At 64.4% G+C, this 15,536-nt stretch carries 18 protein-coding genes; 10 read left to right on the top strand and 8 right to left on the bottom strand.

Annotated elements, in window-relative coordinates:
• Positions 1–79: 79 nt before the first annotated feature.
• The 5 genes from QEN71_RS32080 to QEN71_RS32060 all read right to left on the bottom strand — a co-directional run bounded on the left by QEN71_RS32080 (position 80) and on the right by QEN71_RS32060 (position 5,210).
• Positions 80–712: a response regulator gene (locus QEN71_RS32080; protein WP_201647170.1), complete on the bottom strand. Its 633-nt coding sequence runs from the start codon at positions 710–712 to the stop codon at positions 80–82.
• A complete protein-coding gene (locus QEN71_RS32075; protein ID WP_201647169.1) occupies positions 709–2,334 on the bottom strand; it encodes a response regulator in 1,626 nt (541 codons plus the stop codon). Before QEN71_RS32075 ends, QEN71_RS32080 begins: the two co-directional genes overlap by 4 nt.
• Positions 2,331–4,493, bottom strand: a complete 2,163-nt coding sequence (locus QEN71_RS32070) for a hybrid sensor histidine kinase/response regulator (RefSeq protein ID WP_201647168.1) — start codon at positions 4,491–4,493, stop codon at positions 2,331–2,333. Before QEN71_RS32070 ends, QEN71_RS32075 begins: the two co-directional genes overlap by 4 nt.
• 97 nt (positions 4,494–4,590) lie before the next feature.
• Positions 4,591–4,944, bottom strand: a complete 354-nt coding sequence (locus tag QEN71_RS32065; protein ID WP_201647167.1) for a hypothetical protein — start codon at positions 4,942–4,944, stop codon at positions 4,591–4,593.
• Positions 4,941–5,210 (bottom strand): hypothetical protein, encoded by a 270-nt coding sequence (locus QEN71_RS32060; protein ID WP_201647166.1) that lies wholly within the window; start codon positions 5,208–5,210, stop codon positions 4,941–4,943. The genes QEN71_RS32065 and QEN71_RS32060 overlap by 4 nt, the downstream gene beginning before the upstream one ends.
• A 47-nt stretch (positions 5,211–5,257) precedes the next feature.
• Between QEN71_RS32060 and QEN71_RS32055 the strand changes: the two genes are divergently transcribed.
• From QEN71_RS32055 to QEN71_RS32045, 3 genes are all read left to right on the top strand, one after another.
• The gene (locus QEN71_RS32055; RefSeq protein ID WP_201647165.1) at positions 5,258–5,506 is read left to right on the top strand and encodes a hypothetical protein; all 249 of its coding nucleotides are present in this window, start codon (positions 5,258–5,260) and stop codon (positions 5,504–5,506) included.
• Positions 5,507–5,570: 64 nt separating this feature from the next.
• A complete protein-coding gene (locus QEN71_RS32050) occupies positions 5,571–5,780 on the top strand; it encodes a hypothetical protein (RefSeq protein WP_201647164.1) in 210 nt (69 codons plus the stop codon).
• Between the two features lie 10 nt (positions 5,781–5,790).
• Positions 5,791–6,075 carry a hypothetical protein gene (locus QEN71_RS32045; protein WP_201647163.1) on the top strand — a complete coding sequence of 95 codons (285 nt, stop codon included), beginning with the start codon at positions 5,791–5,793 and terminating at the stop codon, positions 6,073–6,075.
• A gap of 13 nt (positions 6,076–6,088) precedes the next feature.
• Here QEN71_RS32045 and QEN71_RS32040 read toward each other — a convergent pair whose 3' ends face one another.
• Together QEN71_RS32040 and QEN71_RS32035 are read right to left on the bottom strand one after the other, a co-directional pair.
• Positions 6,089–6,574 carry a universal stress protein gene (locus tag QEN71_RS32040; RefSeq protein WP_201647162.1) on the bottom strand — a complete coding sequence of 162 codons (486 nt, stop codon included), beginning with the start codon at positions 6,572–6,574 and terminating at the stop codon, positions 6,089–6,091.
• Between the two features lie 55 nt (positions 6,575–6,629).
• Positions 6,630–6,794: a hypothetical protein gene (locus tag QEN71_RS32035; protein ID WP_201647161.1), complete on the bottom strand. Its 165-nt coding sequence runs from the start codon at positions 6,792–6,794 to the stop codon at positions 6,630–6,632.
• 210 nt (positions 6,795–7,004) lie between these two features.
• Between QEN71_RS32035 and QEN71_RS32030 the strand changes: the two genes are divergently transcribed.
• The 4 genes from QEN71_RS32030 (at position 7,005) to QEN71_RS32015 (ending at position 10,915) form a co-directional block, all read left to right on the top strand.
• Positions 7,005–7,889 carry a GNAT family N-acetyltransferase gene (locus tag QEN71_RS32030; RefSeq protein WP_233471624.1) on the top strand — a complete coding sequence of 295 codons (885 nt, stop codon included), beginning with the start codon at positions 7,005–7,007 and terminating at the stop codon, positions 7,887–7,889.
• A gap of 3 nt (positions 7,890–7,892) precedes the next feature.
• Entirely contained in the window at positions 7,893–8,819 is a 927-nt protein-coding gene (locus QEN71_RS32025; RefSeq protein WP_201647160.1) for a 2-hydroxyacid dehydrogenase, read from the top strand.
• A gap of 144 nt (positions 8,820–8,963) precedes the next feature.
• Positions 8,964–10,373 (top strand): aspartate aminotransferase family protein, encoded by a 1,410-nt coding sequence (locus QEN71_RS32020; protein ID WP_201647159.1) that lies wholly within the window; start codon positions 8,964–8,966, stop codon positions 10,371–10,373.
• A gap of 44 nt (positions 10,374–10,417) precedes the next feature.
• Positions 10,418–10,915: an Lrp/AsnC family transcriptional regulator gene (locus QEN71_RS32015; protein ID WP_201647158.1), complete on the top strand. Its 498-nt coding sequence runs from the start codon at positions 10,418–10,420 to the stop codon at positions 10,913–10,915.
• Here QEN71_RS32015 and QEN71_RS32010 read toward each other — a convergent pair.
• Positions 10,909–11,826 (bottom strand): LysR substrate-binding domain-containing protein, encoded by a 918-nt coding sequence (locus QEN71_RS32010; RefSeq protein WP_201647157.1) that lies wholly within the window; start codon positions 11,824–11,826, stop codon positions 10,909–10,911. The genes QEN71_RS32015 and QEN71_RS32010 overlap by 7 nt on opposite strands.
• A 129-nt stretch (positions 11,827–11,955) precedes the next feature.
• Between QEN71_RS32010 and QEN71_RS32005 the strand changes: the two genes are divergently transcribed.
• Genes QEN71_RS32005 through QEN71_RS31995 form a run of 3 tightly spaced genes read left to right on the top strand, consistent with a single transcriptional unit; the run spans position 11,956 to position 15,526 of the window.
• A complete protein-coding gene (locus QEN71_RS32005) occupies positions 11,956–13,035 on the top strand; it encodes a tartrate dehydrogenase (RefSeq protein WP_201647156.1) in 1,080 nt (359 codons plus the stop codon).
• 44 nt (positions 13,036–13,079) lie between these two features.
• Positions 13,080–14,552: an NAD-dependent succinate-semialdehyde dehydrogenase gene (locus QEN71_RS32000; protein ID WP_201647155.1), complete on the top strand. Its 1,473-nt coding sequence runs from the start codon at positions 13,080–13,082 to the stop codon at positions 14,550–14,552.
• Positions 14,549–15,526 (top strand): M14 family metallopeptidase, encoded by a 978-nt coding sequence (locus tag QEN71_RS31995; RefSeq protein ID WP_201647154.1) that lies wholly within the window; start codon positions 14,549–14,551, stop codon positions 15,524–15,526. Before QEN71_RS32000 ends, QEN71_RS31995 begins: the two co-directional genes overlap by 4 nt.
• Positions 15,527–15,536 lie beyond the last annotated feature (10 nt).

Genomic DNA, 15,536 nt, shown 5'->3' with positions numbered 1-15,536 from the left:
ATAAACCCGCTGACATATTGCAGACGCAATACTTTCTCCGCGCATTCAGGGCGCGCTACGCATGTACCGCGCGTCGTATCTACTCGACGATCAGTCCATGACGGATCGCGTAGCGGATCACTTCGGCATTGTTGGAAAGGCCGAGCTTCTGCATCAGCCGCATCTTGTGTGTGCTGATCGTCTTCGCACTGAGCGCGCAGATGTCGGCGATTTCGTTGATGCTCCTGCCTGCCGCGAGCATCTGCAACACCTGAAATTCGCGGTCGGACAGCACTTCATGCGGCGGCATGTCGCCGCGATGCGTCTCGAAGACCATCGCATCGACCAGCTTCGGATCGATGAAACGCCCGCCGTCCGCGAGCTTTCGGATCGCCGCGAGCAGCACGTCGGGATCGCTGTCTTTCGTCAGATAACCCGTCGCGCCCGCGCGCAGCGCACGCGATGCGACCTGCGCCTCGTCGTGGATGCTCAGCACCAGCACGGGCAACGCGGGCTGTTCGGCGCGCACGCGGCGAATCAGATCGACGCCGCTAATGCCCGGCATCGTCATGTCGAGCAGAAGAAGATCGACGGCGCAGCTACGCAGTTTGTCGACGACTTCCGAGCCTTGCGCCGCTTCCGCCGCAACGATCATGTCGCTCGTCGTCGCGATGATCTGCTTGAGTCCGCCGCGGACGATCGCGTGGTCGTCGGCAATGAGTATTCTGATCATGTTTTAGGGCTGCCATCGAGCGGAATGTGAATCGAAACCGTGGTGCCTGCACCCGGCGCGCTGTCGATCGAAAGCGTCGCGCCGATCAGCCGCGCGCGTTCATACATGCCGAGCAGGCCGTACGAATACTCGCGGCGCGCCGCCTCGCGGTCGAAGCCCCGGCCATCGTCGCGCACGCGCAGTTCGAGCCTGTCCGCCGTCGACACGAGCGACACATCGACACGCTTCGCCTTCGCATGCCGCGCCACATTCGTCAACGACGCCTGCACGATACGGAACACGGCCGTCGCGTGCGCATCCGACAGCACGGGCTCGCCGCCCTCGATGCGCAGTTCGCAGGGAATCGCGTTGCGCCGGTTGAATTCGTCGACGAGCCATTCCAGCGCCGAAACGATGCCGAAGTTGAGCGCCGCCGGCCGCAAATGGCTCGCCACGTTGCGTACCATCCAGATCGTGCCTTCGACGAGTTCGCGCATGTCGTCGGCCTTCTTGGTCGCTTCCGCGTCGTGTGCGAGGCGCATCTTCAGGAGCGACACGTCCATCTTGAGCGCCGTCAGCAACTGGCCGAGTTCGTCGTGAATCTCCATCGCGATGCGCTTTCTCTCCTCTTCGCGGATCGCTTCCATGTACGCGGACAGCTCGCGCTGCTGTTCGCGCGACTCGACCAGTTCCTGTTCCATCTGCTTGCGTCCCGTGATGTCGTTCATGCCGACGTAGATCGCGGGGGAATCGTCGTAAGTCGCAACGCGCGCCGTCGCCATCGCCCAGAAGCGCGTGCCGTCGGGACGCTGGAATCGCACTTCCGTGTCGCGCAGACTGCCCTCCGTTCGCAGATGATCGATCAGCCGTTCGCGCTCCAGCGGGTCTGCGTAGAAATCAGCGATGTTCGCAGCCACGCCCGCATTCATGCCGAACAGCGCGCGCAGCGGCTCGTTCGTGTAGAGGATGCGCCCGTCCGGCATCGACGTGATGCACAACGGCACCGGACTCGTTTCGACGATTGCGCGAAAACGCGCTTCGCTCGCCTGCAAGCGCGCGTCGGCACGACGGCGTTCGTCGATTTGCGCCTGCAGATTCGCATTCGCGCGCGCCAGTTCTTCCGTGCGCAGCGCGACGCGCCGTTCGAGATCGTCGCGCGCCTGCTTGAGCGCCGCTTCCGTTTCCTTGCGCACGGCCACTTCCGCGAGCAGTTGCCGGTTCTGCGCGACGAGTTGCGTGTGCATCGCGCGCAGTTCGAGATGCACACCGACGCGCGCGAGCATCTCGTCGACACGCAGCGGCTTCGTCACGTAATCGACGCCGCCCGCCGCGAATCCTTCGACACGATCTTCGTTGCCCGTCAGCGAGGTCATGAAGATCACGGCGATCTCGCGCGTGCGCTCGTCACGTTTGAGGCGCCGACAGGTCTCGAAGCCGTCGATGCCCGGCATTTTCACGTCGAGCAGAATCAGATCGGGCTGCGCAAACGCGGCACGTTCGAGCGCCTCGAGGCCGTCGAGCGCGACCAGCACGCGGATGCCGCGCGCCTCCAGACTGTCGACCACGACGCCGAGATTGGCGGGCGTATCGTCGACGATCAGGATCGTCCCCGTTTGCGCGGCGGAAGCGGCGAGATGGCTCATGACGCCGTGTTCCCTTCGAGATACCGCTCGACCAGTTGCAGTATCGCCTTCGACTGATACGCGCGCGCCAGCTGATGCAGCCGCGCGGCGAACGCGGCATGCGGCGGATCGCTGGCCGCAATCCGCTCCGCCCATTGCACGATGCCGCTCATATTGCCGTCGCGCGCGAGGCGGTGCAGTTCGCTCATTGCGTCGGCGGGCATGCTGGCCGGACAGGCCGCGGGCGTGTCCAGCGCGGCATCCCGCTGCACGGCCGCACGAATCCATTCGATATCGAGCAATTCGCCGATGCGCGCCAGCAGCACGTCGAAATCGACGGGCTTGGTGATGAACGCATTCGCGCCCGCTTCCAGACTCTTCGCGCCGTCCACGCCGAACGGCGACGCGGAAATGGCGATGATGGGCGTGCGCGCGAACGGCGGCATCGCGCGCAAACGGCGCGTCACGTCGAGACCGTCGATGCCGGGCATCACGATGTCCGTGAGAATCAGATCGGGGCTTTCCGCCTGCGCGATCGCGATGCCGTCCACGCCGCCCGCCGCTTCCGTTGTGGTGAAGCCGATCCGCGTCAACAGTTCGATGATGACCGCGCGGTTGATCTGCACGTCGTCGATCACGAGCACCTTGCGGCGCGGGCCTTCGTAGCCCGTGATGATCGCAGCCGCGCTTGTGACGTGCGACACGCACGGTTCGACGAGCGCGGGCGGCAGTTCGAACCAGAACACGCTGCCGCGCCCGACTTCGCTTTCTACTTTCACCTCGCCGCCCATTGCGCGCACGAACTGGCGGCTGATCGCGAGCCCGAGCCCTGTGCCGCCCGCGCGCCGTTCCGCGCCGCCCGCCTGTTCGAACGGCATGAAGATCTGCTCGTGATACTCGGCGGGAATGCCGATGCCCGTGTCGTGCACCTCGAAACGGACCGCACCGCTTTCGCCGCGCGCGATGAGCAGACGTACGCCGCCGCCATCGGTGAACTTCACCGCGTTCGACAGCAGATTCAGCAGCACCTGGCGCAAGCGGTGTTCGTCGGCACGCACGCCGCAGGGCGCATCGGCGGCGACGCTGCATTCGAACGCAAGATGCCGCTGCTCGGCCTTCACGCCGATGATCTCGCGGATCGTATCGACGAGTCCCTCCAGCGGCACGTCGCAGATCTCGATGCGCAGTTTGCCCGCTTCGACCTTCGCGAAATCGAGCGTCTCGTCGATCAGCGTCAGCAGATGCTCGCCGCTTTGCTGGATCACGGCGACGCCGTCGCGCTGACGCAGACTCAGCGTGTCGTCGCGTCCGAGAATCTGCGCATAGCCGAGAATGCCGTTCAGCGGCGTGCGCAATTCGTGGCTCAGGTTCGCGAGGAATTCGCCCTTCGCGCGATTGGCCGCTTCTGCCATGTGCCGCGCTTCGCGCTCGACGGCAGCTTCGCGTTCGTCGAGATACGCGCGATGCAAGCGCATTCCCATTGCGTTGATTGCCGACACCACGCGATCGAGTTCATCGGGTTCGCGCGGCGGCTTGCGCTGCAGCACGAATGCTGAAGGCGGCTCGTGGAAGTCGTAATCGCTGACGCTACGCGCAATCGCCGCGAGATGCCGCGTGACGAGCCGCGACAGAATGTAAAACGTGAACAGCGCGACGAGAAAGGTATTCGCGCCCTGGCTCACGAGAATCACGAGCGCCGTGCGCGTGAGGTCGTGAAAGAGATTGGCGAGCGTCGCTTCGACATACAGCGTCCCGATCTGCTCGACCCTGTCCTGCACGTGGTACATGATGGGGAACTCGCGCGCGACTCGCATGCCGGACATGTGCTCGCGTTCGCCCACGCTCACCACCATCGATGAACTGACGGGTGGCACCTCGCGCACTTCCGCGGCGCGGATATCGCGCAGCCGCAGCATGCCTTCGAGTTCGAGTTTGAGTTGCGGCTGATCGAGCCGCCACAGCGCTTCGCCGAGACTGTCGCGATAGCTGCGGTCGATATCGACGAGACGGTTCTGGATCTGCTCGAAGCCGCGTTCGTAGTCGCGGAAGAGCTGCACCGCGGTCAGGATCAGCGTGATCGCGCAGCTGAAGGCGAGCACCGTCCCGAGCAGCCGCAGCACCACGCTGCGCCGCACGTAACGGAGCCCGCTCCACCATGCGTCGAACCTGTCGAGAGCCATATCACCCCGGGAGTGCCGCCGTTCTGGTTGTCCTATTCTGCACTCGATGCCAAATACCGGTCTACCGCGCCCATACTGGGTTTCAAACGTCCGATCTTTACCCCATCGTTTCCGGCACCTCGCCGGGCACCTCACCTAGCACTTCCCCTGGCACCATCAGCCGCACCGAGCGCGCCGGCCGCCCGACCAGTTCGTCGATCAGCGCGGCCATTTCGCACAGCGCCCGAAAAGCCTCGTCGTCGAGCTGATCGCCGTGATAGCGCTGCAGGTCGCGCATCGTTTCGCCCAGACGCCGCAGCGCGCCGGGCGTGCTGTCGATCATCGGCCAGCAATGCATCAGATACGCGAGCGCGGTGACGCTGCGCGTGTCGCACCATGCATCGAACAGCCGCAGACAGAGCGAGTTGACGCGCTCGACGATGTTGTCACGCTCGGACGGATAGGCATTCATGACGCGTCGGCTCGGCAGTGCGTTTTCGATAGCTCATGATCCGCGAGCCGATTTTGTGTCGCAGTCAGCACAGGCTGGAAAATCCGCGTGCGACATCCTGATTCATGTGTCAGGAAATCCTGAACGCGATCTGCACGCCCAAACCCGCTGCCGATGCGTGAAAACCCTTGTATGTCGTTGATAAACGCGCTTTCGGCCAGGGAAATCCTGACGCCTGAAATCAGCGCTTCCTGAATGCACATTCCGCCGCCGCCGATTGGTGCCATTTTGTGTTGCCCCTAGCATCGGGTCATCGGGCATCGAGGGGACACGCATGGCGGCGGGCAACACATCACTTCGCTTTCAGGTCGAGAAACTGGTGGGTTCGACGCGCGGCGACACGGCACGCGTTCGCCTGCTGGAGCGCTCGCGAATGGGTGGCACCCGTCGGGTCTGCATCCAGTTCGAACGTCCGACCGGGTCGTTCTCGCTGTTCTTCTTTCGCCATGCCGACGGGACATGGCACGTGTTTCCGCCGGACCGCCGCCGTCCGGAGATGGGCGTGTGCCGCATCGCGGCCTGACCGCGCCGCAAGACGGACGTCATCCGGCTCGCGGCGGAAGCACAGCATCAGATGGGAGACGCACATGATTGACGACGCTTCGAACGCCTTGCCGCAGTACGTGATCGATCTGCGCACATGGCTCAGCGACTGGTACGACCACGCGTTCAAGGTGGGCCTCGTCCGGCCGCCTTTCACGCTCGACGACGCGATCGCCGACCGGCTCGAAGGCTACTTCAAGGCCGGGCTGACACCCGTCGAAGGCGCGATCGCGTTCTTCGGCACCGTGCACTGAGAGGCCGCGCATGAAGTTCGAAACATTCGATTCGCGTTTGTCGCAGATGCTGCGCGCGATGCCGGCGACCACGATCGCCGAACTGACGGACGGCATGATCGCGTGGTGGAACGGCGCGCGCGTGGTCTATGCATGGGTCGGCGACGAAGCCCTCGAAAAAGCTCACCACACCGCGCGCGAACTCGACCTAGCCGACGACTGGGGCCAGTTTCACGACTGGCTCGCGGCATGGATCGACGAGCCGCGTTTCAGCATGCGGCTCGAACCTCTCGGCCGCGAACGCGATACCGCATAGACGGACGCCCGCTTCAAACGAGCGGCATTTCATCCGCCGCGTGCTGCCCGTTCTTCGCGTGGCGCTTCTTCACCGTCGACGGATCGCGCACGATGGTCACCGCGCACGGCGCATACGCCAGCACCTGACGCGCCACCGAGCCGATCAGCCAGCGGTCGAACGGCGTATGGCCGCGATGCCCCACGACGAGATGATCGATCTCGTGCTGCTCGGCATACAGCACGATCTCCTTCGCGGGCTGGCCGATCACGAGATCGAACTCAGGGTGTTCGTTCGATGCGGCGAGCTTGGCCTTGATGTCGTCGAGCACTTCGGTTGCGTGGCGCATTTCGTAGTCGACCATTTCCTTTCTTTCGAGTTCGATCGCGCCCCAGTCGGGCGCGCGCGCCACGACGAGCACGTGCAGACGCGCATCGAAACGCTTCGCGAGGTCGACGGCGAACGTCACCGCGTGGCGCGCGGACGGCGACCCGTCATAACCAACGAGTATGTTGTGCATGATTCGCTCCCTTCCGGTTCGAACCGGAGCGAGCTGCGAAGTGACGGCGAATGGATCAGTTGTCGTCGCTTCGGCTCGGAAGATGCTCGTGCGGGACGGGCTCGGCCGCGGCGGCGTCGGGAAGGTCGTCGCGCGCGGGTTTGGCCGGCGGCTTGCCGGACCTGGTTTGCGCGGGGTCGAGAGGTTTGCCTTTCGGCTCAGCGGACTTATCGGAGGGCATGGTGTGCTCCTGCGCTGAAGAATGTTGTTGATACCATGATAGACCGCATTGCGAGCGCCTGTTTCGTGCGGGAAAGACCTGGTCTGCCGGCTTTGCGGCGCTGCGCAAAATGGCCTGCAAAGGCCGCAGGCGCGCCGCAACAGGATCGTCCTAGCCATCGTGCCGCTCACGTGACAAAGTGACGGGCGTATCCAGCCAGAGGAGCCGCTCGTGTCCGCGCCCCAACCTGTTCCGCAGCTCGCCCCCGTCACCTTCCGCCCCTTCACCGCCGACGACATCGCCGCCGCGCACGCGCTGTCGCTTCAGGTCAGCTGGCCGCATCGCGCGGACGACTGGCGCTTTGTTGCAAGCGTCGGCAGCGGCTTCGTGGCGGAGAGCGAAGACGGTGTCGTCGGGACGGCGCTGTGCTGGAAATACGGCGCGAGCGGCGCATCGCTCGGCATGGTGATCGTGTCGCCGGATCAGCAGGGGCGCGGTATCGGACGCGAACTGATGGAGCGGCTGCTCGAAGCGCTCGGCGGACGGATCACCGTGCTGCACGCGACGCCCGCCGGTCAGCCGCTCTATGAAAAGCTCGGCTTCAAGGCGATCGGGACGATCAATCAGCACCAGGCCGCCGACTTCCGCGTGCCGCCGATCACGTTGGCATCGGACGAGCAACTGCGCACGCTGCAAGCCGCCGATACGCCGCGCCTGATCGAGCTTGCATCGCGCGCGGGTGGCCTTGATCGCAGTGCGTTGCTGCCTGCATTGCTCGGCATTGCGGACGGCGTTGCGCTGATTCGTAATGAAGAACTGTCGGGCTTCGCGCTGCTGCGTCCCTTCGGACGTGGGCACGCGATCGGCCCCGTCGTCGCGCTGAACTCAGCCGATGATTCCACCCGCCACGCGCAGGCATTGATCGCGCATTGCCTTGCCGCGAACGCAGGCGCATTCACGCGAATCGATACGCCCGGCGACAGCGGCCTCACACTGTGGCTCGAAGACCTCGGTCTCAAGTGCGTCGATACCGTCGTGAAGATGTCCCGCAACGGCGTACCTGCCAGCGATCCTTCCGTCGCGCAGTTCGCCATCGTCAACCAGGCACTCGGTTAGAACATGACGCTTCTCTACAAGGCCGATCCCGAACGCGGCAAGCAATGGGCGCAACACTTTGCGCAGAAGGCGCCCGACATTCCCTTTCGCCTGTGGCCCGATATCGGCGATGCGGCATCCGTCCGCTATCTCGCCGCGTGGCAGCCGCCCGACGATCCGGCGCGCACGCTGCCGAATCTCGAAGTGATCTTTTCCGTGGGCGCGGGCATCGATCAATTCGATCTGTCGCGCGTGCCGCCGCATATCGCCGTCGTCAGGATGATCGAGCCGGGTATCGTCGAAGGGATGGTCGAGTATGTGACGCAAGCCGTGCTGACCATCCATCGCGATCTGTTCGATTACGCGATCCAGCAGCGCGAGCGCGTCTGGCGCGAGATGCCCGTGCGCGCAGCGGCGACGCGGCGCATTGGCGTGTTGGGGCTCGGCATGCTGGGCACGGCCGTGCTCGAACGGTTGCGCCTGTTCGGCTTTCCGTGCGCAGGCTGGAGCCGTTCGGCGCACGCGATTGAAGGCGTCGAATGTCATGCGGGCGTCGAAACGCTCGATGCCTTTCTTGCCCGCGCCGATATCCTCGTCTGCCTGCTGCCGCTCACCGATGCAACGCGCGGTCTGCTCGACAAGCGTCTGTTCGGCAAGCTGCCGAAAGGCGCGTCGCTGATCAATGTCGGTCGCGGCCCGCAGCTGAACCAGCAAGATCTGCTCGACGCACTCGACAACGGCCAGCTGCAGAACGCGATTCTCGACGTGACCGATCCCGAGCCGCTTTTAGAATCGCACCCGTTCTGGACGCATCCGCGGGTGCGGATCACGCCGCATATCGCGAGCGCGACGCGGCCCGAGACGGCCGTCGACGTGGTGCTCGACAATATCCGCCGTCATCGCGACGGCCTGCCGATGCTCGGCGAAATCGACCGCAAGCGGGGTTATTGAAAACGTGCGCAGCACAAAATGCTGCGCACACCCCGCAAAAAACGGCATTTGCGCTTTTCCGCGAATTATTTGGCGAATCGGCGGATGAGGCTCTCTCAGTAGTATGGAACGGTCCGCAGCCCACTCCGAGAAGAGAACCGCACCATGCCGAATCCATCGCTCATCGAAGCCGACCGTAAGCACCTGATCCACCCCGTCGTCAGCTATCGCGCGCATGAAGCGCGCGGCGTCACCGTGCTCGACTCTGCGCAGGGCGTGTTCCTGCGCGATATCGACGGCAATGAACTGCTCGACGCCTTCTCCGGCCTCTGGTGCGTGAACACCGGTTACGGCCACCAGAGCATCGTCGATGCCGCCACGCGGCAAATGGCCCGCCTGCCTTACGCGACGGGCTATTTTCACTTCGGTTCGGAACCGGCCATCGAGCTTGCCGAGAAGCTCGTCGAACTGTCGCCTGCGTCGTTACAGCATGTGTATTTCACGCTGGGCGGATCGGATGCCGTCGATTCCGCGCTGCGCTTCATCACGCATTACTACAACGCGACGGGGCGCTCGACGAAGAAGCACATCATCGCGCTGCAACGCGGCTATCACGGCTCGTCGTCGATCGGCGCGGGGCTGACGGCGCTGCCCGCGTTCCATCGCCACTTCGACGTGCCGCTGCCGACGCAGCATCACATTCCGTCGCCCTACGCCTACCGCAACGATTTCGCCGATGACGCCGCGCTGATCGCCGCCTCCGTCGCCGCACTCGAAGCCAAGGTCGAAGCGCTCGGCGCGGACAACGTCGCCGCGTTCTTCTGCGAGCCGATTCAGGGTTCGGGCGGCGTGATCGTGCCGCCTGCCGGCTGGTTGAAGGCGATGCGCGAAGCGTGCCGCAAGCTCGATATCCTGTTCGTCGCCGACGAAGTCATCACAGGCTTCGGCCGCACAGGGCCGCTCTTCGCGTGCGAAGCGGAAGGCGTCGAGCCGGACCTGATGACGGTCGCCAAGGGCCTGACGGCGGGCTATGCGCCGATGGGCGCAGTGCTGATGTCGGATGCCATCTATCAGGGCATCGCGGACGGCGGCGACGTCACGGCGGCGATCGGGCACGGCCACACATATTCGGCGCACCCGGTGAGCGCCGCGATCGGCCTCGAAGTGATGCGCCTGTATCACGAAGGCGGCTTGCTCGCGAATGGCCAGGCGCGTGCGCCACGCTTCGCGCAAGGGCTCGATGCGCTGCTCGCGCATCCGCTCGTCGGCGACTCGCGGCATCGCGGGCTGCTGGGCGCGCTCGAACTCGTGTCCGACAAGACCAGCAAGCAGGGCTTCGATGCGTCGCTCAAACTGCCCGACCGCATCGCCACAGCCGCCTATGCAAACGGCCTCGTGTTCCGCGCATTCGGCGACAACATTCTCGGCTTTGCCCCGGCGCTGTGCTACACGGAAAGCGAGTTCGACATGCTGTTCGAGCGCCTCGAAAAGACGCTCGACGACGTGCTCGCGCAAGCCGACGTGCGCGCTGCATTGAAGGGTTCGAACGAATTTAAACGCCGTGCGGCTGCGTGATACCATCGACCGACCCTTCGACATGCGGGACCGACCGACTCACGATGAGTACCGACTGCAAGCTGGACCGAATCGATCTGCGCATCCTCTCGCAACTGCAAAAGCGAGGGCGTATCACGAACGTCGAGCTGGCCGACGCAGTCGGGCTATCGCCCAGTCCCTGTCTGATCCGCGTGAAGCGGCTGGAGAAGGCGGGTTATATCGTGGGGTATGGCGCGCAGATCCAGCTGGAAAAGCTCGGCGACGTGCAGATCGTTTTCACCGAGGTCACGCTCGCCGATCATCGCCGCGAGGACTTCATCAAGTTCGTCAACGCAGTCAAGGATGTCGACGAGATCGTCGAATGCCATCTGGCGAGTGGCGGCTACGACTACCTGCTGAAGTTCGTCACGCGCAGCGTCAGTCATTACCAGAGCATTATCGAAGGGCTGCTGGAGCGCGATATCGGCATCGAAAAGTACTTCAGCTACGTGATCATCAAGACGCCGTTCGTGAAGACGCACTACCCGCTCGAAACGCTCTTCTCACAGAACCATCACTGAGATGCGCCCGGCTCGGCGAGCCGGCCGAACTCGTCGGCAAGAAAGTCGACGCACACGCGCACTTTCGCCGACGAAGCCAGCCGCGCCGGATACACAGCCCACACGTTGGCGGGCTGCGTAACACCCGGCAGCACCTGCACCAGTGCGCCGCTGTCGAGCAGCCCGCGCACATCCCACATCGAACGCAACACGATGCCGCGCCCCGCCAGCGCCCATTGCACGGCCACTTCGCCGTGATTGGTGGAGAGCGGGCCCGTCACTTTCACGGACACGGTTTCGCCGCGCTCCGTCAGACGCCAGATGCCGGATGGATGATCGCGCTCCTTGATCGCGAGGCATTGATGCGCGCCGAGATCGGCGAGCTGACGCGGCGTGCCATGCCGCTTCAGATACGCAGGCGCCGCGCACAGCACGCGATGATTCGACGCGAGCTTTCTGGCGATCAGATGCGGCGCGATTTCGTCGCCGATGCGGATATCGAGGTCGAATCCTTCGCCCGCGACGTCGACGATCCGGTCGAACAGATCGAGCCGCACGCTCAGTTGCGGGTAGCGCTCGGTGAGCCGCGCAAGCGCGGGCGCGACGATATGCCGGCCGAAACCGAAACTGCTCGATACACGCAACGTGCCGCGCGGCACGCGTCGTGTGGTGGATACGTCTTCGACGAGGCGGTCCACGTCGTCGAGAATTTTTTCGGCCCACGCGAACACGCGCTCGCCCGCTTCCGTGATCGCGACGCGGCGTGTGGAGCGATGAAAGAGCCGCGTGCCGAGATCGGTTTCGAGCATGTTCACGCGCTTGCTGACATACGCCGCCGACACCGACAGCGCTTCCGCCGCCGCGCTGAAGCTGGCTTTGCGGGCGACGGTGCAGAACACGCGCAGGTCGTCGAGGTTCGGCGATTTATTCACAGTTCGTGCATAGTGGCTTAACCGAAAGCGCGATTTTATGACGGTTAATCAGGAATAGACTAGTCGGTAAGTCACCTGACCCGCTTTGACCCGAACCATTCCCGACACTTTCCCAACGAGGAGACGCACATGACCCGCAACTACCGCATCGCAGTGATTCCCGGCGACGGCATCGGTAAGGAAGTGATGCCCGAAGCGCTGCGCGCGCTCGACGCCGTCAGCAAGCGCTATGGCATCGGCCTCGATTATCAGCATATCGAGTGGGCAAGCTGCGATTACTACGCGCAGCACGGCCAGATGATGCCCGACGACTGGAAAGCGCAACTCGCCGATGCTGACGCCATCCTGTTCGGCGCGGTTGGCTGGCCCGACACCGTGCCCGATCACATCTCGCTGTGGGGCTCGCTGCTCAAGTTCCGCCGCGAATTCGACCAGTACATCAACCTGCGCCCGGCGCGCCTGTTCGAAGGCGTGCCGTCGCCGCTCGCGGGCCGCAAGGCAGGCGATATCGATTTCATGATCGTGCGTGAAAACACAGAGGGCGAGTATTCGTCGGTGGGCGGCACGATGTTCGAAGGCACCGAGCGCGAGTTCGTGATGCAGCAGTCGATCTTCACGCGCAAAGGCTCCGAGCGCGTACTGAAGTTCGCGTTCGATCTCGCGCAGAGCCGCGCGAAAAAGATCACGGTCGCGACGAAGAGCAACGGCATTTCGATCAGCATGCCGTGGTGGGACGCGCGCGCCGCCGAAATGGCCGCGCGTTATCCCGACGTGAAGTGGGACAAGCAGCACATCGACATTCTTTGTGCACGCTTCGTGTTGAATCCGGATCGCTTCGATGTGGTCGTCGCGACCAACCTGTTCGGCGACATCCTCTCGGATCTCGGTCCGGCCTGCACGGGCACGATCGGCATTGCGCCGTCGGCGAACATGAATCCGGACCGCACGTTCCCGTCGCTGTTCGAACCCGTACACGGCTCGGCGCCCGACATCGCGGGCAAGGGCATCGCCAATCCGATCGCGATGATCTGGTCGGCGGCGATGATGCTCGATTTTCTCGGCAACGGTCAGGGCAAGGAGCGCGAAGCGCACGACGCGATCCTCGCCGCGATCGAAGCGGTGCTCAAGGAAGGCCCGCATACGGGCGATCTGGGCGGCAAGGCCAACACGGCGGAAGTGGGCGCTGCGGTCGTGCACCGGCTCGCGTGATGTGCGTCTGATGCACACCGTTTGATACGCAAAGGAGTGTTCTGATGACAAAGCGATATGAGTTGAGTGAACTGATCCGCAGCGACAATTTCATCGACGGTAAATGGGTGGCGTCGGCGGGCGGCAAGCGCTTCGACGTCACCGATCCGGCGACGGGCAACGTGATCGCGCAGGTCGCCGACAGCACCGCCGCCGACGCCCGCGCCGCCACCGATGCCGCCGCGCGCGCCTTCCCCGCATGGCGCGATACGTTGCCGAGGGACCGCGCGGCCGTGCTGCATCGCTGGCACGCGCTGATGGTCGAAAACGCCGACGCGCTCGGCCGCCTGATCTCGCTCGAACAGGGCAAGCCGTTCGCCGAAGGGCGCGGCGAGGTGATGTACGGCGCGTCGTATGTCGCGTGGTTCGCGGACGAAGCGACGCGCATCTACGGCGACATCATTCCGCAGCAGCAGCGCGGGAAGCGCATGAGCGCAATCAAGGAACCTGTCGGCATCGTCGCCGCGATCACGCCGTGGAATTTCCCGCTCGCGATGATCGCGCGCAAGATCGCGCCCGCGCTCGCGGCAGGCTGCACGGTCGTCGGCAAGCCCGCCGAAGACACGCCGCTCACCGCGCTCGCGCTCGTGATGCTCGCGCATGAAGCGGGCGTGCCGGCGGGCGCGCTGAACCTGATCTCGGCTTCGCGAGAGAACGCGGTGCCCGCTGTCGCGGACTGGCTCGCCGATAGCCGCGTGCGCAAGATCACATTCACGGGCTCGACGCCTGTCGGCAAGTATCTGGCGCGCGAATCGGCGGGGACGTTGAAGAAGCTCTCGCTGGAACTGGGCGGCAATGCGCCCTTCATCGTGTTCGACGACGCCGATCTCGACGCCGCCGTCGCGGGCCTGCTCGCATCGAAATTCCGTAACGGCGGGCAGACCTGCGTGTGCCCGAATCGCGTGTATGTGCAGTCCGGCGTGTACGAGCGTTTCGCCGATCAGCTCGCGACGCGCGTCGCTGCCCTCAAGGTCGCGCCCGCCACCGATCCCGCTGCGCAGATCGGCCCGATGATCAACGCGCGCGCCATCGACAAGATAGCGCGTCATGTCGACGACGCCGTGAGCCGCGGCGCGCGCGTGCTGACGGGCGGCAAGCGGTTGACGGAACTCGGTCCGACTTACTACGCGCCGACCGTGCTCGCCGATGCCACGCCCGACATGCAGCTGAGCTGCGAAGAAACCTTCGGACCTGTCGTGCCGCTGTTCCGTTTCGACGACGAAGAGCAAGCGCTCCGCGCCGCCAACGACACACCGTTCGGCCTCGCGTCGTACTTCTACAGCCAGGACGTGCGCCGCATCGATCGCGTTGCGCGACAACTCGAAGCGGGCATCGTCGGCATCAACGAAGGTGCGCTCGCCAGCGAAGCCGCGCCGTTCGGCGGCGTGAAGGAATCGGGCTATGGCCGCGAAGGCTCGAAATACGGCCTCGACGATTACCTGTCGATCAAATATCTCTGCCAGGGCGGACTCGAATGAGCGCGCACGCCTATCCGATCGAACTCGCGTTTCCCGACATCTACGTGCACGAGCGCAGCGACACGGGCATTGCATACGTGCATACCTTCGATTCGGGCGTCGACGGTCCGCACGTGATGATCAATGCGCTCACGCACGGCAACGAAGTGTGCGGCGCGATCGTCGTCGATGCATTGCTGCGGGCGAAGCTGCGTCCGAAGCGCGGCAAGCTGACGCTCGCGTTCGCGAATGTCGACGCGTATGCGCGCTTCGATCCGTCAAAGCCGGATGCGGCGCGCTTCGTCGATCAGGACTTCAACCGTGTGTGGACGACGCAAACGCTCGACAACGCCGCGCTCGATTCGAGCGAGCTGCGCCGCGCACGCGCGATGCGGCCCGTGATCGATAGTGTCGATCTGCTGCTCGACCTGCATTCGATGCATGAGAAGAGCAAGCCGTTGATCGTCGCGGGGCCGCTCGATAAAGGCATCGCGCTGTCGGAGAAGCTCGGCACGCCGGCCACGGTGATCTGCGACGAGGGTCATCCCGAAGGCCGCCGCATGCGCGATTACGAAGGCTTCGGCGATCCGCAGAGCGCGAAGAACGCGCTGCTGATCGAATGCGGCCAGCATTGGGAAGCGAGCGCGGTGGCCGTTGCACGCGATGTGACGGCGCGCTTTCTGCTGCTGTCGGGTGTCGTCGATGAAGCGGATCTGCCCGATGGCTGGCTCATGCCGTTGCCCGAAGAGATGCTGATCGTGCGTGTGACGGAGCCCGTCGTCGCGAAGAGTCTCGACTTCCGCTTCGCCGACAACTACACCGGCCTCGAAGTGTTTCCCGATGCAGACAGCGTGATCGCATGGTCGGAAGGCGAGGCCGTGCGCACGCCCTATCCCGACTGCATGCTCGTGATGCCGTCGCTCAGGCAGTTGCGCGCGGGCGTGACCGTCGTGCGGCTCGGCAAGATCGAGCGGCGCATCCCGAGAGCGCAATAAGCGTTTGTCC

This window comes from Paraburkholderia sabiae, from assembly GCF_030412785.1.
Taxonomy (GTDB): Bacteria; Pseudomonadota; Gammaproteobacteria; order Burkholderiales; family Burkholderiaceae; genus Paraburkholderia; species Paraburkholderia sabiae.
The sequence above is the reverse complement of the archived record's forward strand: the minus strand, read 5'-3'. Positions and strand labels throughout refer to the sequence as shown.

What these genes read in the sequence shown, in the direction of transcription:
- QEN71_RS32080 (WP_201647170.1), bottom strand. Translation starts at nt 712, where the DNA reads ATGATCAGAATACTCATTGCCGACGACCACGCGATCGTCCGCGGCGGA.
- QEN71_RS32075 (WP_201647169.1), bottom strand. Translation starts at nt 2,334, where the DNA reads ATGAGCCATCTCGCCGCTTCCGCCGCGCAAACGGGGACGATCCTGATC.
- QEN71_RS32070 (WP_201647168.1), bottom strand. Translation starts at nt 4,493, where the DNA reads ATGGCTCTCGACAGGTTCGACGCATGGTGGAGCGGGCTCCGTTACGTG.
- QEN71_RS32065 (WP_201647167.1), bottom strand. Translation starts at nt 4,944, where the DNA reads ATGAATGCCTATCCGTCCGAGCGTGACAACATCGTCGAGCGCGTCAAC.
- QEN71_RS32060 (WP_201647166.1), bottom strand. Translation starts at nt 5,210, where the DNA reads ATGGCACCAATCGGCGGCGGCGGAATGTGCATTCAGGAAGCGCTGATT.
- QEN71_RS32055 (WP_201647165.1), top strand. Translation starts at nt 5,258, where the DNA reads ATGGCGGCGGGCAACACATCACTTCGCTTTCAGGTCGAGAAACTGGTG.
- QEN71_RS32050 (WP_201647164.1), top strand. Translation starts at nt 5,571, where the DNA reads ATGATTGACGACGCTTCGAACGCCTTGCCGCAGTACGTGATCGATCTG.
- QEN71_RS32045 (WP_201647163.1), top strand. Translation starts at nt 5,791, where the DNA reads ATGAAGTTCGAAACATTCGATTCGCGTTTGTCGCAGATGCTGCGCGCG.
- QEN71_RS32040 (WP_201647162.1), bottom strand. Translation starts at nt 6,574, where the DNA reads ATGCACAACATACTCGTTGGTTATGACGGGTCGCCGTCCGCGCGCCAC.
- QEN71_RS32035 (WP_201647161.1), bottom strand. Translation starts at nt 6,794, where the DNA reads ATGCCCTCCGATAAGTCCGCTGAGCCGAAAGGCAAACCTCTCGACCCC.
- QEN71_RS32025 (WP_201647160.1), top strand. Translation starts at nt 7,893, where the DNA reads ATGACGCTTCTCTACAAGGCCGATCCCGAACGCGGCAAGCAATGGGCG.
- QEN71_RS32020 (WP_201647159.1), top strand. Translation starts at nt 8,964, where the DNA reads ATGCCGAATCCATCGCTCATCGAAGCCGACCGTAAGCACCTGATCCAC.
- QEN71_RS32015 (WP_201647158.1), top strand. Translation starts at nt 10,418, where the DNA reads ATGAGTACCGACTGCAAGCTGGACCGAATCGATCTGCGCATCCTCTCG.
- QEN71_RS32005 (WP_201647156.1), top strand. Translation starts at nt 11,956, where the DNA reads ATGACCCGCAACTACCGCATCGCAGTGATTCCCGGCGACGGCATCGGT.
- QEN71_RS32000 (WP_201647155.1), top strand. Translation starts at nt 13,080, where the DNA reads ATGACAAAGCGATATGAGTTGAGTGAACTGATCCGCAGCGACAATTTC.
- QEN71_RS31995 (WP_201647154.1), top strand. Translation starts at nt 14,549, where the DNA reads ATGAGCGCGCACGCCTATCCGATCGAACTCGCGTTTCCCGACATCTAC.